This is a genomic window from Roseomonas sp. SRI_022, from assembly GCF_057586215.1.
Map to the genome: position 1 here is coordinate 263,687 of NZ_JBYCZL010000004.1, position 15,151 is coordinate 278,837.

The 15,151-nt window shown below is 69.5% G+C and carries 12 protein-coding genes; 4 read left to right on the forward strand and 8 right to left on the reverse strand.

All coding sequences use genetic code 11. From position 1 onward, the window contains the following. Positions 1-44: 44 nt before the first annotated feature. The 4 genes from AC2YHJ_RS06035 to AC2YHJ_RS06050 form a co-directional block, all read right to left on the reverse strand. Positions 45-2,117, reverse strand: a complete 2,073-nt coding sequence (locus tag AC2YHJ_RS06035; RefSeq protein ID WP_487394638.1) for a calcium-binding protein — start codon at positions 2,115-2,117, stop codon at positions 45-47. Between the two features lie 148 nt (positions 2,118-2,265). Next, positions 2,266-2,595 (reverse strand): tripartite tricarboxylate transporter substrate-binding protein, encoded by a 330-nt coding sequence (locus AC2YHJ_RS06040; protein ID WP_487394639.1) that lies wholly within the window; start codon positions 2,593-2,595, stop codon positions 2,266-2,268. Positions 2,596-2,887: 292 nt separating this feature from the next. Next, positions 2,888-3,091, reverse strand: coding sequence for a hypothetical protein (locus AC2YHJ_RS06045; protein WP_487394641.1), 204 nt, complete (start codon positions 3,089-3,091; stop codon positions 2,888-2,890). Continuing rightward, the gene (locus tag AC2YHJ_RS06050) at positions 3,088-3,843 is read right to left on the reverse strand and encodes a hypothetical protein (protein ID WP_487394642.1); all 756 of its coding nucleotides are present in this window, start codon (positions 3,841-3,843) and stop codon (positions 3,088-3,090) included. Before AC2YHJ_RS06050 ends, AC2YHJ_RS06045 begins: the two co-directional genes overlap by 4 nt. 301 nt (positions 3,844-4,144) lie before the next feature. Between AC2YHJ_RS06050 and AC2YHJ_RS06055 the strand changes: the two genes are divergently transcribed. Then, positions 4,145-5,434, forward strand: coding sequence for a winged helix-turn-helix domain-containing protein (locus AC2YHJ_RS06055; RefSeq protein ID WP_487394644.1), 1,290 nt, complete (start codon positions 4,145-4,147; stop codon positions 5,432-5,434). Positions 5,435-6,287: 853 nt separating this feature from the next. Here the strand turns inward: AC2YHJ_RS06055 and AC2YHJ_RS06060 are convergent. From AC2YHJ_RS06060 to AC2YHJ_RS06070, 3 genes are all read right to left on the reverse strand, one after another. After that, on the reverse strand, positions 6,288-7,262 hold the full coding sequence (locus AC2YHJ_RS06060) for a Bug family tripartite tricarboxylate transporter substrate binding protein (RefSeq protein ID WP_487394645.1): 975 nt from the start codon (positions 7,260-7,262) through the stop codon (positions 6,288-6,290). A 204-nt stretch (positions 7,263-7,466) separates the two neighbouring features. After that, a complete protein-coding gene (locus AC2YHJ_RS06065) occupies positions 7,467-8,723 on the reverse strand; it encodes a M20 family metallopeptidase (RefSeq protein WP_487394646.1) in 1,257 nt (418 codons plus the stop codon). A gap of 102 nt (positions 8,724-8,825) precedes the next feature. Continuing rightward, positions 8,826-11,705, reverse strand: coding sequence for an FAD-dependent oxidoreductase (locus AC2YHJ_RS06070; RefSeq protein ID WP_487394647.1), 2,880 nt, complete (start codon positions 11,703-11,705; stop codon positions 8,826-8,828). Between the two features lie 35 nt (positions 11,706-11,740). Here AC2YHJ_RS06070 and AC2YHJ_RS06075 point away from each other — a divergent pair, with 35 nt between their 5' ends. The 3 genes from AC2YHJ_RS06075 to AC2YHJ_RS06085 are packed head-to-tail and all read left to right on the forward strand — an operon-like array spanning position 11,741 to position 14,260. Continuing rightward, positions 11,741-12,682 (forward strand): dihydrodipicolinate synthase family protein, encoded by a 942-nt coding sequence (locus AC2YHJ_RS06075; protein WP_487394649.1) that lies wholly within the window; start codon positions 11,741-11,743, stop codon positions 12,680-12,682. 45 nt (positions 12,683-12,727) lie between these two features. Next, a complete protein-coding gene (locus tag AC2YHJ_RS06080) occupies positions 12,728-13,561 on the forward strand; it encodes an ABC transporter substrate-binding protein (RefSeq protein WP_487394650.1) in 834 nt (277 codons plus the stop codon). A 9-nt stretch (positions 13,562-13,570) separates the two neighbouring features. After that, positions 13,571-14,260: an amino acid ABC transporter permease gene (locus AC2YHJ_RS06085; RefSeq protein WP_487394652.1), complete on the forward strand. Its 690-nt coding sequence runs from the start codon at positions 13,571-13,573 to the stop codon at positions 14,258-14,260. Here the strand turns inward: AC2YHJ_RS06085 and AC2YHJ_RS06090 are convergent. Further along, complete coding sequence (locus AC2YHJ_RS06090; RefSeq protein ID WP_487394654.1) at positions 14,230-14,781, reverse strand: hypothetical protein; 552 nt, start codon at positions 14,779-14,781, stop codon at positions 14,230-14,232. The two genes, AC2YHJ_RS06085 and AC2YHJ_RS06090, sit on opposite strands and share 31 nt — an antisense overlap. Positions 14,782-15,151: the final 370 nt, after the last annotated feature.

The following is a 15,151-nucleotide window of genomic DNA, read 5'->3' on the forward strand; positions in this document are numbered from 1 at the left end:
GCGTCAGTGTCCTGGAGCGGGCGGCCAGGTAGAGGTGCGCCCTCTCAAAGCAGGATCTGCTCATCCGTCAAAGCGAAGAACGTCCCAAGGGCGCCCAGCACTTCATAGTCGGCGTCGAGGTCGTCATCGGTGTTCAACTGGATCCTGCCGGCGTTCAGTCCGCTGCCGCGCGTGTAGCGGATCTGGCCCGCGGCAGTGAAATCCGTGACCAGCGTGAAGGCTTGGTCGCCGGGATCGTCGCTCCAGTCGATCAGGCTGAAGCTGATCAGGTCGCCAGCGATGCCGCCGACGATCACATCCGCCGCTGCCCCAAGCCCGAGCTCGGCCAGCGACGCGAAGACGTAGACATCCAGCTCCCCACCTTCGTCCAGTGTGTCGTTGGCCCGCAGCAGATCGGCGCCAAGACCACCTTGGAGCACGTCGTTGCCGGCCCCGCCCAACAGCGTGTCGGCGCCGGTACCCCCGAGCAGGCTGTCGTCGCCGGCATTGCCGAGGATCGAATCGTTGCCGCCGGCGCCGCGCACCGTCTCATTGGTCTCGCCGCCGACGAAGGTGTCGGCCCCGGCGCTGAGCACCGTGTCGAAGGGCGCGGTCACGCGCAGCACCCGCGAGCCCGGCGCGGTCTGCGCGAGCGCCACCGGGGTGTCGAAGACGATACCCCCGAACTCCTGCGTGCCATCCGCCGCCGTGACGCGCAGCCGAATTTCGAGGGCCGAGGCCTGGCGCAGTTCGACGCCGATGCCGTCGCCGAACTCATCGCTGCCGATCCAGGTCAGCCCAGGGATGTCGGAGAAGTCAAGTCGATCGCCGCGCAACGCACCTTCGATCAGCTCCCTCAGCGAAGGATCGTCGTTCAGCAGGTCCACCAGCGAGACGTAGCGAAAGGTGTCGAAGCCTGTGCCGCCAACCAGCGTATCGACACCGCCACCACCCACAAGCGTGTCGTTTCCTTCGCCACCATCGAGGCGGTCCGCATCCGCCCCGCCATCGAGGCTGTCGTTGCCGCCCTCCCCGGCCAGCAAATCCCTGCCGGCGCCGGCACCCACGCTGTCGTTGCCTTCGTCGCCGGCGATGGTGTCCCGGCCGCCACGCGTGACGATCAGGTCGGCATCGTCGGTGCCGATGCGGCGCATGTTGGTCACGCGCTGAAAGACGCGCCAGCCATCCACGACCGGTTCGATCGCGCTGACAGAATCGAGGGTGATGACCCCATCGGCGAGAGCATCCCCGTCGAAGTCGAATTCCAGTACGAGGTCGCTTGCGAGCGAACCTGCCGCGGGGATCATGCGCATCTCACCGGGGCGCCCACCGAACTCTGCCGTACCGATGAATCGCAGGTTCGTCAGTGCGGAAAGGACGATGCGGTCGCCGACGCCGAAGTCGCCAATGCGCTCATCGCCGAAATCAAGGTGGCTGCGCCAGGTGAAGCGGTCGGCGCCGGTGCCGCCGGTCAGCTCATCCGACCCGCCGCCACCAACCAACACGTCGTTCCCGGCGTCGCCGAGCAGGTCGTCGTTGCCTGCGTCGCCGAGCAGGCTGTCCGCCCCGTCACCACCCTGGATGATGTCAGCGCGGCTGGTGCCGAGGAGCGTGTTGTCGCCGCCGTCGCCCTCCAGGAACTCTCCCTTCAACACCTGGACGATGCCCGGCGCGGTGACGTCCAGGACGCCCAGGCCGCCGCCAGTGACGGCCAGGTTCACCGTGGCGGCGATGTCCCCGACGCCGTCACCATCACGATCCACCAGGATGGTCCAAAGCGTCGCGCGCGTCGCGTCGCGCACCAGCATGAACTCATTGCCTGCCCCGCTGAAACCGGTGGCGGCATAGGTAAGGCCGCTCGACGAGAGGTCGATGGTGTCCTGCGACGCGAAGCCGATGATGGTATCGCCTGCGAGGTCGAGTGCCGCGGCGTAGCGGAAGCGGTCGGCCCCTGCTCCGCCATTCAGGCGATCGGCGCCGCGGCCGCCTTCGAGCGTGTCGTTGCCCTCCTCGCCGGCCAGGATGTCCTGGCCGATGCCGCCGATCAGCAGATCGCCGCCCTCGCCGCCCTGCAGAATGTCGGCGTCCGACGTGCCGACCAGCGTATCGCCGCCGGCGCCTCCGACCCGGATCACCATGACGAACACCTCCCGCGCGCCGACAAGGCCGCCGGGGCGCGGCTGGTATCGTCGCGACAGAAACCCTCATCCGAAACGATGCAACCGTCCAGGCGCCGCACTCAACCCGGCGTGACCTGCCGCACGGGCAGGCATAACGAGCGGCCGGCTATTCCTTCTCGATCCCCGCCATCTGCACGACGCGGCCCCAACGCTCGCGATCCTCGGCGAGCATGCGGTCCATCTCCTCCGGCGTACCGCCGGGCGGTTCCGAGCCCCAGGACAGCAGCCGTTCCTGGATGGCAGGGGACTTCACGATGCGGTCGATCTCGGTCGCGAGGCGGCGGCGGATCTCGATCGGTGTGCCGGCGGGCGCGCGGTAGCCCATCCAGGCATTAGCCTCGTAGCCGGGCAGCCCAGCCTCCTCCATCGTCGGGACCTCCGGCAGAGGCAGAAGGCGGCGCTGATGGGGCCGTTTCCGATGAAGCGGGAGCTGCATGCGTCTCAATGAATCGGCATCTGGATTCAAGTCCTGAACGACTGCTTTGCGCCCATCTCGGACGCTTAGGCAGTTGGTCGGACCTCCTCAAAGCGGACACAGCGACCACCGTGCGTTGGAGTTTCCAGGCTGCCAGGTGATGCGGTGGAGTTCTGACCGCAGCCGACCCCAATCTTCGAACTCCACGCCTGCCCTTGATGGCCTTCGCGACACGACTGCGCCCCCGCAACGAGGACGCAGCCACAGTGCTCGACCGGCACTGAGCAGAGTTCAGGCCCCAAGCCTCGGATTCCTAGGCGGAGTACCAGAACAACCCACCAAAGGGATCATGCGGCTCGTGAGGCGCCGTCGCCCCGCTGAGCGGCAGCACTTGCGCGCCGATAAGCATCCACAACAGGCCGACGGCCACGAAGGTTCCCAACCCCGCCAACGACACGAGGGCCGGCACGACGGCGTTGGACTGGCGGGGTTGGCGGAAATAGGTGGTGCTGCTCACGGCGCTTTCTCCGTCAGGATGGGCGAATGACCGGACTGGGATGGCTCCGTTGAAGCCAGGGTCGTTCGACAACCGCTGGCCAGATCCCCATGGGCGTCACGCATTGCTGCACCAAGGCCGCCCACCACTTGGCTCAGGGCCTGGCAGAGCAGTCCGAAGCGAGCGAGAGCCTGCTGATCCACCTGCTGCACCTCACCGCGGGCAAAGCGGGACGGGCCGTCGGCGAGGGCGGCCGCTGCAGCGAAGCGCGCTGCGTGCGAGCCGACATGCTGTGCGGCGATGTCTTCGCGGACCGCATCGAGCGCGACGGCGGCGCCCGGCCCGTAGCCAATGGCAACCACCATGCCGGCACCGGCGTCCCGTGTGACCGCGATCAGGGCACCAAGCAGCTCCGAAATCGGGTCGGCAGGCATGTGGCGGGCGGAATCTTCGGATCCATCGATCGCGCAGCTGCGGCCAGGACCAGACACCATCTCCAGCACGGCCGTCCGTTCATCGAGGAGGGCGGCGATGAGCGGGTCGCGCAGACCTCCTGGCACGGGTGTCGTGGTCAGAAGCACGACCGCCGCGTCACCGGACCGCCAGCCCATAGGCAAGTTCAGCAGGGCGACGCTGCCGCAGGCCGGGCGGTCGGGAGCGGCCGCGGACCTGATCCAAAGCGGCTGGAAGGTCGTGTATTCACCCGCGCCAGCAGGCACGGCGCTGTAGAGGGCGAGCGCCGCCAGCGCGGCGAATGCCGGACGTCGGATCATCACAGGCCTCCTGTTGTGATCGGCGGGTTCAGGGCAGCCAGAGGGAAACGATTGGGGGCGCTGGTCGCCGGCAAGGTCGCGAAACCTTGCGGGCCGGGTGCAACGTCGGGTCAACGACACGCGAGACATCGGCATCGGACTCTCGCTATGGTTTCACAGTCCCGAATAAACGCTCGCAGCCGCAGCAATGTCCTGATGGCGTTATGAAGTCCGTGTTAAATCGAGGTGACACCGATCTGAAACCTGGGCGGCACAGCCGCTGGAGATGACCTGATCCCCTTGCGCACAGGAGCCGGAGCGCATGGACGGTGCACGAAACTCGGCGACGACCGAGAGCTTCGGGCGGTTCACGCTCAACTCATCGCGTTGCGCGGTGGTCGGGCCGGATCAGCGCGAGGTCACCCTCCGGCCAAAGACATTTGCCGTCCTGAGCGAGTTGCTGGCCCACCGCGGACAGATCGTGACGCGTGAATCGCTGATCGCCGCCGTCTGGCCGAATGTCACCGTCGGGGACGAAAGCCTCACCCAGTGCATTCGGGAATTGCGCGCCGCGTTCGGCGCCGACGGCTTCGGCATGGTCAGGACGCTGCCGCGCCGCGGATACATGCTCGACCTGCACGGGGAGGGAGCCGTCCCGCCCGATAGCGAAGCCGGAGATGCTGAGGCCGCGCCAAGCGCGGGAGCGGCTGACCCGGCCCGCCGCTGGCGGCAGATGGCAATGCCCGCGGCCGCGATCACGATCGTGCTGGGCCTGAGTGTCTGGCAGATCACGAGGCCGCCCCATCCCGTACCGCGCGCAGAGGCCCGACACCTCACGGAACGGGCGAACCATTGGTACCGGAGCGAGGCGAGCCCGGCCGCCTGGCGCGGACAGCGCGACCTTTACCAGCGCGCGACGGCGATCGACCCGGACCTTGTCGGAGCATGGGTGGGTCTGGCCTTCACCAATGCAAACCTTGTCCACTACCGGCATAGCGTCGATCCGCCACGGGACTTTCGCGCAGCCGAGGCAGCCGCCGTCCGCGCGTTCCAACTCGCGCCAAGCAGCTCGGAAGCCAATGCAGCCATCGGTGCGGTGGACCGCCTGCGCCCCGAGCGATTAGATCAATCCCTCGCCGCCTATCAGCGTGCGTTGGATATGACACCAGGTGACTTCTCGGCCCGCGCCCAGCTCGGTTGGATGATGGTGCAGCTTGGCCGGGCCGAGGACGGCGAAATCCTACTTCGTGCCGCGCTCGTGCTGGCACCACCGGCACATCCCTTCCGCCCCTCCTGGTACTACTACCTGGGGATGATCGATCTCATGCTCGGCCGCGGGGATCATGGTCTGAATTGGCTCCAGCAGGCCCGGGACGCTGGCGGCAGCGCCTACCTTGATGCCGCGAGGTTTGACCTCACGATGGCCGCTGCCTTGGCCAAAGCTGGCCGGACTGCCGAGGCGGCGGAACAGGTGCGGCAAATTCTTGCGCGCCAGCCGGACCTGACACTGGATTCCATCCGAAATCGCCCGCCTTGGGGCTCTCCCAATCCGATCTTCAAAGCCCAACTCGAGAACGTCTTTGAAGGATTGGCCCTGGCTGGATTGCACTAGGCCAGAGCGTCGGCTTCCCTTCTGAAGCAGGTGGAGAGGGAGATCCTTTGGAACGTGACGTCGCCCATGACTACATCTTGGATACCGAAGGACGGGCCACGGTGCGCCGCGTATTTGCCCGCTCGCGCCGCCACTGAGTCGTGGCAATCGGCACAACGAGGTAGGTGCTGCAAGAATGAGGTGACAGCACTCGAATGGCGCTCGGCTTTCAAGCGACAGGTATCCCACGATTGCCGCTGAAAACCTGCCGGTCAGCAATCAGCCAAAGTCGGCCTTCGATGGAAAGCGCCCGCGAGCCTGAGATGGGGGCGTGCGAAGGCGCGCCCGCAGGCGGCCATCGGTGGCGCCTGGACCCGGCCCAGGTGTGTACCGAGCGAAGCGCGTTGAAAAACTCGAATGGACAGCAGGTGCAACATCAAACATGCGGACCTGGGAAGCATGCTGAAACCGGCCAATTACCTTGATTGGCGAGGTCCGTACTGAATTCGCCAAGTCAGCAGGTCCGGAGACAACGGTTCCCCAGAGAGCGACTTTCGGCTTTCGCTGGCGCAGGCTGGTCAACAGGTCTGCTCTGGAAGCCCCAGGAAAGGGGCCACTCAGCGCGATGGTCTACCAAACGGAGCGCGCTATTCGCATGGGAGCTGGCGGAGGGAGTGCTACCGGGTTCGCGTCGTCTCTGGGCGGTGGGGCATCATCATCGTGGAATGCTGCCGCAGCAAAAGCCGCTGGGCACAAGCCTTCTCAGGGCCTGGCTAGCCTGCCTTTCGAGAGGGACGCGCCGGCCCCAGGACGAAACCTGGAAGGGTGACATCACGTCCTCATGATGCCGCCCTGGCCGAAGGCCAGGCACGGCTTACTCCGGCTGCAGTCCCGTCGTCCGGACGAGGTCCCGCCAGACAGTGCGTTGCGTCCGCATCAGTGCGGCGAACTCCGCTGGCGAGGTCGGGTAAGGAATGTTCCCGTTGGCCGCCAAACGCTCCACGAGGATCGGATTCCGCAGCCCTTCGTTGATCGCCGCGTTCATCCGCGCCACGATTGAGTCCGATATGCCGCGCGGTCCCATCACGGCCGAGAAGCTCGGAAGGTCATAATCCGGCACGCCCTGCTCCTGCACGGTGGGCAGTTCCGGGGCCAGCGGCCAGCGCGTCGGGCTCGTCACCGCCAGTGCCCGCACCTGCCCGGCGCGCACCGCCGGGATGATGCCGGAGAAGCTGTCGAAGACGATCTGGATGTTCCCCGCGATCAGGTCCGCCAGCGCCGGCGCCGCGCCGCGATAGGGCACGTGCGTCAGCTCCACACCCGTCCGCTGCATGAACAGCACGCCGAGCATGTGGTTCGCGCCGCCTGCTCCGGCGGAACCAAAGTTGAGCTGGCCCGGCCGCGCCCGCGCATAGGCGATCAGTTCCTGGATGTTCCGGACCGGCAGGCGCGGATTGACGCCGACCAGGGCCGTGCCGATGGAGAAGGTGGCGATGGCGGTGAAATCGTCCACGCCCTCGTAGCCGGGCGTGCGGAACAGCAGCGGCGCTCCCAGGTGCGAGGACGGGCTCGCCATCATGATGGTGTAGCCGTCCGGGGCGCTCTGGGCGACATGGGCGGTGCCGAGCGTACCGCCCGCGCCGCCGCGGTTGTCTACCACCACGGGAACGCCGAGCCCCTCCTGCAGTGCCTGCGCCTGCAGGCGGCCCGAGATGTCGCTGGCGCCCCCCGGCGGATAGGGCACGACGAGGCGGATCTGCCGCTCGGGCCAGGAGCCCTGTGCGGTAGCCTTGCGCGGGGCGGCCATGGCGGCCGGGACGGCCGCGAGAATTCGACGGCGAGAAATCATGAGAGATATCTCCGGCTCCGGGCGACGCGGTCAGAGTGCGGCCGCCCTCCTGATGATGCCCACAAGCAAGAATGACTCCAATCCCGGGCGCCGGCCGCTTCCAGGCGAGCCGTCCCCCGCCTGCCCCATCGGGGCCGCTGCGCCGGAGCCCGGTTCATCGGCCATCGCCTCCCGGCGGCAGGCGCTTCCGCCGCGTGGGCGGCCCTAGCCGCACCAGTTCCGGATCAGCCGCGCGCCCACGTCCACCGCACGCACGTAGTCGGCCGCATCGACCCATTCGTCCCGGCTACCATTTTGCGTGAGGTCGCCGCAGAGAGGGCCGAGGCCAACGCAGGGGATGCCGTGCTGGACCATCGGGTTGCGGATATCAGAGGAGGTGTGCAGCGGATTGACGTGGGGCGGTTCCCCCGTGACGGCCTGCACGGCACGGGAGGTCTCGATCCACAGCGGATCGCTCTCCGACACCTCGGACCCCGTCACGCCGGAGATCCAGTCGAGCCGCGGCGGATGGTCGCACAACCAGGAATCCGCCGCGGGCGCTTCCGCCACGGCCGCCTCCACCTCCGCCTGAACGGCGGCGAGGCTCTCGCCCGGCGGAAAGGACAGCGCGACGAGGATCGAGCACTCCACAGGAACGCGTCCGGCCTTGGTGCCGCCCTCGATGCGCGAGATGAGAAGATTGGTGGAACGCCCGATCGCGGCCTCCAGCGAAGGATGGCGCACGCGCTCGCCGCGGCGCGCATCTAGGGCCCGGAGCGCTGTCATGACCGGAATCACCCGCTCGATCGGGTTCACCGCGGTGTGCGCGAAGGCGGCGTGGCCGGGCTCCTGCGTGTCCGGCAGGCGGCCGGCGACCGTCACGCGGAAGATCGCCTGCCCGCTCGCCAGCGTTTTCACCTCCCGCATGCCGACCCCGGATTCCGCGGGATGGAGGTAGACCGCCGCATCCGCGCGGTGGCCGTGATGCATGACCGCGTGAACCCCGCGCGCATGGCGCTTGCTCGGCGTGCTCGCCAGGATCACGTCGCCCCGGAGCGGGCCTGCGGCGGCCGCGCGTCGCACCGCCTCCACCATGATCGCGACGCCCGCCAGGTCATCCGCCACGCCCCAGCCATAGAGGCGCCCGTCCGCGATGGTTCCCGCGAAGGGGTCCCGGCGCCAGCCATGGTCGTCGCCGAAAGCCTCGCCGTCGGGATGGGCGAAGAGGATGAGGCTGCGGCCGCCGCCAGTGCCGTGCAAGCGCGCGATCACCGCCTCCCGCTCCTCCGTCGCGATGGCAGATTCGCTAGCGAACTCCTCGCGCAGCGGGACCTCGGCGGGACGGTAGCGCAGGCGCTCCACGGTGCAGCCGGCTGCGCGGAATCCCACGGCGAGGCGGTTTTGCACCGCCGCCTCCCCGTCCCGCGTCAGAGCGATGAGGTCGCGCAGCAGAGCGATGGCGGCCTCCGCCTCTTGGGTCATTGCCGTCACCTTACTGCCGCGCTCCCTCGTGCGGGAGGAAGGTCGGCGGCGACTGACGGTCCTGTCAATGCCGCACGCCCCGGGCGCGGAAGAAGATCGCCGTCAGGCGAGCGCGAAGGCGGCAGGCGTGCCCTCGCGCCCCATCGCGACCTCCGCCGCCATGCGCCCGACGATCGGCCCGAGGGTCCAGCCATTGCTCGTCACCGCATGGAACAGCCCCGGCACGCCCGGTGTAGCGCTCACGATCGGGGCGCGGTCGAGCAGGATATTCGGCGCCGACCAGGCGCGCAGGACGTGCAGTCCCGCCAGCGCCGGTAGCGCCGCACCCGCGATGTGCAGGTTGCCCTCCACCGACCAGCGCAGGAGCCGCGCGGCGCCGTCCGCGCCCAGCCGCCCGGGCCAGCCTCCGCCGATCAGCAGATGCCCCCCATCCCCCTGCTTCAGGGATAGATGCCGCCGGGCCCATTGCACGAGGGGGCGCAGCAGCGGCGGCCCAGCCTCGGTGACGACCACCTGCTGCACGATCAGCCGCATCGGCAGCCGCGCGCCGGCCAGCGCCGCGACACGCATGGCATGCGGTCCCGCGGCGTTCACCACGCGCCCGGCCCGGAAGGCCCCGGACGGCGTCGTGATACGGAAGCCGGCGCGCAGCGGCTCGATCGCGGTCACGTCCAGTCCCGGCATCACATGCGCCCCCGCCGCACGGGTCAGGCGCAGAAGGGCAGCGGTGCCGCGCAACGGGTCCATCTGCCCTTCCTGCGGGCACCAGGCCGCGCCGAGGAAGCGACGATCCAGCGCGGGCGCTATCCGGGCGACTTCCTCCGCCCCGATCATCACGGCCTTGATGCCGCGCGCGCTCTCAAACTCCGTCTTGCGGCCGAGCCATTCGAAAGTGTCCGCGTCGTCGGCCAGGATGAGCCCGCCCTCCGTACGGATCCCTAGATCCTCGCCGGCCTCGCGCGCGATCTCGCGCCACAGGGCCACCGAGGGCGGGCCGAACTCGAGCGCCGAGGCGAGCGGCCCCGGATCGCCCGTCCCGTCGAAATCATAGGCCAGGAGCTGGATATGCAGCGATCCGGCGTTGGTGGTGCTCGCGCCGAGGCCGGGCTCGCCGCGATCCGCCAGGGTCACGGCGGTGCCGTTGCGGGCGAGGTGCAGCGCGCAAGACAGGCCCACCACGCCGCCACCGACGACCAGCACGTCGCAATCCGCGGGCGCGGGCGCGCGGGGCGCGGTGCTCCAGCCGGGCAAGGGCGGGTCGGGAATGCCGTGATGATGGCCCTGGGACGGCGCCTCCCGCATCAAGGCGGTGGCCGGAACCGGGCGGACGGGCGCGCGCGGCGCCGCAAACCCGGCCTCGTCCGTCGCCGCGCCGAGGATCGCGTGCACGGTAGTGGCACAAAAGCGCCCGCCGCAGCGGCCCATGCCGGCACGGGTGGCGCGCCTGGCGGCCACGGCGCTGCCATGCCCGCGTAGTGCTCCTGCCGTCACCTCCTCGCAGCGGCAGGCGATGGTGTCGTCCGGCGGAGGCGCCAGGGATGGGGCGGAGAAGACCTGCCAGAGATCGCGCTGGAAGCCCAGCGCCCGCTCCAGCGCGCGGCGATCCGCGCGGCCCGGAACGGAGCGCCCCAGGTCCCGGGCCGCCGCCAGTCCCGCCATCTGCCCACGCGCCAGCGCGACCCGCGCGCCGCCCAGCGCCGCCCCATCCCCGACCGCGAAGACGCCGCGAAGGCTGGTGCGCCCCTCATCGTCCGTCACCGTCTCCAGCGCGCCGCCGGTCCCAACGCGGTGCTCGGCGCCCAGGGCACGGGCAAGCCCCGTCTCGGCCTGAAAGCCATGGTTCAGCGCGCAAACCCCGGCGGCGATCCGCCGCTCCCCGGCCAACGTGCCGATCCGCAGGGCTGCGAAGGCGCCGTCCCCCTCGCAGCCCAGCAGGGTGGCGCCCCAGATCACCTCCACCCGCGCGCGCCGCAAGGCCAGCAGGTAGCGGGTGCCGTCCCAGGCAAGGTCCGGCGCCAGCAACCCCATTCGCAGCGCCTGGCGCCAGACGGCCGGTCCCGGGCGCGGCGCGGTCTCCACCACGGCCGCCACCTCCACCCCGCCCGCGAGAAGCTCCACCGCGAGCTGCAGGTTCAGCGGCCCATTGCCCGCGATCACCACGCGTCCCGCCGGGGAGACCCGGCCCGCGCGCGCCAGGGTCTGCATCGCGCCCGTGGTCATCACGCCGGGCAGGGTCCAGCCGGGGATGGCGACGGGCCGCTCATGCGCGCCGGGGGCGAGAACAAGCCGCCGTGGGCGGACGAGCAGGGCCCGTTGTCCCTGCAGCACCGCAACCTCCGCGGCATTGGCCGGGTCGGCGGCCGCTTCGATCGCCCCGTGCACCTCGCCTGGCGGGAAGGCGCCCCAGGCGAGCGCATCCGCTAGAACCTCGACACCGGCCGCGGCGGCGCGGCCCCGCAGGGAATCCCCGGCGCGGAATTGGCGGTCGGGGCGGGCAATGTGGTGCGCCGGGGTGCCTTTCAGGAACTGGCCACCGGGCTCGGCTCGCTCGTCAAGCAGCAGGACGGAAGCGCCGGCCTCGGCCGCTGCGATCGCGGCGGACAGCCCCGCCGGACCGGCGCCGACCACCAGCACATCGGGCGTCCTCGCCTCTTCCGCGGTGGATCCGGCGGCCAGTGGGGCAAGGGCGGACGGCACGGCACCGGTAACGCGCATCCCGTCGCGGGCCTTCGTCATGCAGGCGCGCTGGTGGGCCCGCCCGTCCACCGTCACCAGGCAGTCCCAGCAGGCGCCCATGCCGCAATGCAGCCCACGCGGCGCACCGGACGCGGCGATGCGGAATGCCAGCACCCCCGCCGCGGAGAGGGCGGCGCCGAGCGTCTCGCCGGTCAGCGCCTCGATCCGCCGCGGACCCGACTCATCCTCGAAGGTGAAGGCGATCGGTGGCCCGAGCGGGCGTGCCCCGCCACCCGTCAGTCGCATCGCTTGCGCTCGTGCGTGTCTTGCATTCTCCTCCCATGATCAAGGGACAGAGCATGGGGGACAAGATGGCGGGCGAACCGTTCCGCGGAACCTACACGGTCCTCATCACGCCCTTCACGGCGGATGGGTCTGCCGCGGACTTGGCCGCGCTGCGCCGGCTGGTCGACTACCAGATCGCCGAGGGCGTGCGCGGCCTCATCCCGCTCGGCAGCACCGGCGAGTTCCTGTCCGTCTCGCGGGAGGAGCGCGCGGCGGTCGTGGACTGCGTGGTAAAGGCCGCCGCCGGCCGCGTGCCAGTGCTGGTCGGCACCGGCGCCGAGGACACGCGCGACGCCGTGGCGCTGTCGAAGGAGGCCGAGGCCCAGGGCGCCGACGGCGTGATGGTGATCCCGCCCTTCTACTCCGTCCCCACGGAGGAGGAGCTGCAGCACCACTACGACGCGATCGCGCGCGCCATCGGCATCCCCATCATGGTCTACAACAACCCGGCGACGGCGAATGTGGACCTGACGCCGCCCATCCTGGCGGAACTCTCCCGCATCCCGAACTGCCGCTACGTCAAGGAGAGCACGCTGGAGGTGACGCGGGTGCGGGACATCATCGCGCTCTGCGGCGACCGGATGGAGGTCTTTGCTGGCGTGCTGGGCTACGAAAGCGCCTGGCTCGGCGCCATCGGCTGGGTGGCGGTGTGCAGCAATGTCGCACCGCGCCTCAGTTCCGACATGTTCGACGCCGCAGCCTTCGAAGCGGACCGGGAGAAGGCGCTGGCGCTGTATCGCCGCCTCGCGCCGCTGCTGCCCTGGGTGGGCGGGCCGCGCTACGTCTCCGGCACCAAGGCCGCCTTCCGCCTGATCGGCATGGACATGGGCGCGCCGCGCCCGCCGCGCCTGCCCCTACCCGCGCGGGACCTGCCGGCGCTGGCCGAGGTGCTGCGCGGCATCGGCCTGCCCGTCGCCGCGCCGCTCGCGGCCGAATAGCGCCGCCCTGCCGAACCGCGACTTCTCACCAAGGACCACACCACGATGCGCCGTCGAATCACACTCGCCGCCCTCGCCGCTGCGTCCATGGGAATGGCGCTGCCCGCCCTCGCCCAGGCGCCCGCCTGTCAGCCCCGCGTGCCGGATTCGGAGCTGATCAAGCCGCGCACCCTGGTGATGTCCACCAACCCCACTCTGCCGCCGCTGCAATCGGTGGACAGCGCTGGGCAGCTGCGCGGCATGCGGATCGACCTCGGCAACGAGATCGCGCGCCGCCTGTGCCTGACACCGGAATATGTGCGGATCGAGTTCTCCGCGATGGTCCCGGGCCTCGCAGCGCGGCGCTGGGACATGATCAACACGGGCATCTTCTACACGGAGGAGCGCGCCCGGTTGATGCAGATGATCCGCTACGAGAACAATGCGGTAGCCATCTCCGCCGCACGCGGCAACCCGCTGAACATCGCACGGCAGGACGACCTGGCCGGTCGCACCGTCGGCGTGGAGATCGGCGGTTTCGAGGAGCGCACGCTTCGCGCCATGAGCCAGGCGATCCAGTCCGCCGGCGGCCGCCCGATCAACATCCGCACCTTCGACAACTTCGCCGTCGCCTTCCAGGCGCTCCGCGCCGGGCAGGTCGACGCCGTCACATCCATCGATGCCGTCGCCGCCGAGTATGACCAGCGCGGCGACTTCCCGCGCGTGCTGCACGGGATCAACGCCACGCCTGCGGCGTTGGCCTTCCGCTCCCGCCCGCTGGCGCAGGAGGTGTCGAAGGTGCTGACGGAGATGATGGCGGATGGCAGCCTGAAGGCGCTGTTCGACCGCTATGGCGTCGGTATCGCCGAAGGTGGCTTCGCTGTGGCCGGGCCACAGTAAGCCCGCCGCGTGAAGGTCTGGGACTGGCAGGGCTTCTTCGATTACCTGCTGAACCCCTTCCTGCTGGAAGGGGCCTTCACCACCCTCTGGTTGACGGCCGCCTCGCTGACGGCGGGGCTGCTGCTGGGCACGGGCATCGCGCTTCTGCGGCTATCCGGCAATCGTGTGCTGGCGTGCGTGGCCGGGGCCTACTGCTGGCTGTTCCGCGGCACGCCGCTGCTGGTGCAGTTGCTCATCATCTACACTGGTCTGCCGCTGTTCGGCCTGCGGCTCTCGGTGGTCGAGGCGGCCCTGCTCGGCCTATCGTTGAACGAGGCGGCCTACCTTTCGGAGATCGTGCGCGCCGGCATCTCTGCCGTGCCGCACGGGCAGCGCGAGGCCGGGCTGGCGCTCGGGCTGCGGCCCGCGATCGTGTTCCGGCGCGTCACCTGGCCTCAAGCCTTCCGCATCATCATTCCGCCGCTCGGGAACTCGGTGAACGGATTGCTGAAGACGACCTCCGTCACGTCGGTCATCTCGATGGAGGAGCTGCTGCGCCGCACCCAGATCCTCGTGCAGGAGCGCTTCCTGGTACTGGAACTCTTCGCTGTGGCGGCGATCTACTACCTCCTCATGACCAGTGCCTGGGACCTAGTGCAGCGCCGGCTGGAGCGCCGCTACGGCCGCGGCTACGGCACCGAGGCGACTGACCACCGCTGACCTCCAGACGCGATCTTGACAGCCTGGCTGCCGGCGCGCGGGATCAGGCCGAGTGCCGCGACCCGTCGCGCCATCTCGGGATGGGCGGTCGCCGCGCGCACCTCCTCGGCGATGCGCAGGCGCAGTGCCTCCGGCATGTCGCGCGGCGCGAAGAGGCCGAACCCGCCCGGGAAGGCACTCACCAGGAAGCCTGCCTCCGCGGCGGTCGGGAGGTCCCGCGCGACTGGTGCGCGGCACGCGGCGAGAACGTGCGCGAGGCACGCGAGCTGGTTCGTTACTTTTCCCGGGTCGTGCCGCGGAGCGGCCGGCGAGAGCTCGTCGGTCTCGTCAACAGTCTCCAAACCAACCGGTAGCGCCTTGATCTCGGCAAGACTTGCCGGACCGAGGTGCAGCAAGCTCGGCGTCACCGAACCTGAAAATGCAAAGCGCCCGGCGGGAGATTCCGACCGGGCGAGATTCGCGACGCTGCTGATTTCTGGCAGCGACCCGATGCGACAGGATCTGCGCGACCGTGGCGGCATTCCAGAGATCCCGACCAAGCGGAACCGTCACGTCCAACACAGCGTCAGCCGTCCCCTCTACGCGCTCCGCAGCCGCATCGAATGCTTCATCACCTTGATGGATGCATCACGGCGAATGCCTTCAGCCCGGTTACTCACTTGGTCGCAGAAGGACGCGTGCGTCGGGAGGAGGACGCCGGAAATGGAACGCAACGGTCGCGCATGTCGCCGACGCGGGAGTTCAGGTGACAAAGCAACAAGATGATCGCGGCCTTCGCTTGGCTTCGCGCTGCTTCGGAGCGAATGGTCGTGTGCGCGGAGAGTACAGCGCTGCCCCGCTGAGGTTCACGCCGCGGGGCTCGGGCTGGTAGCACCCCGATTATCGGGTGCG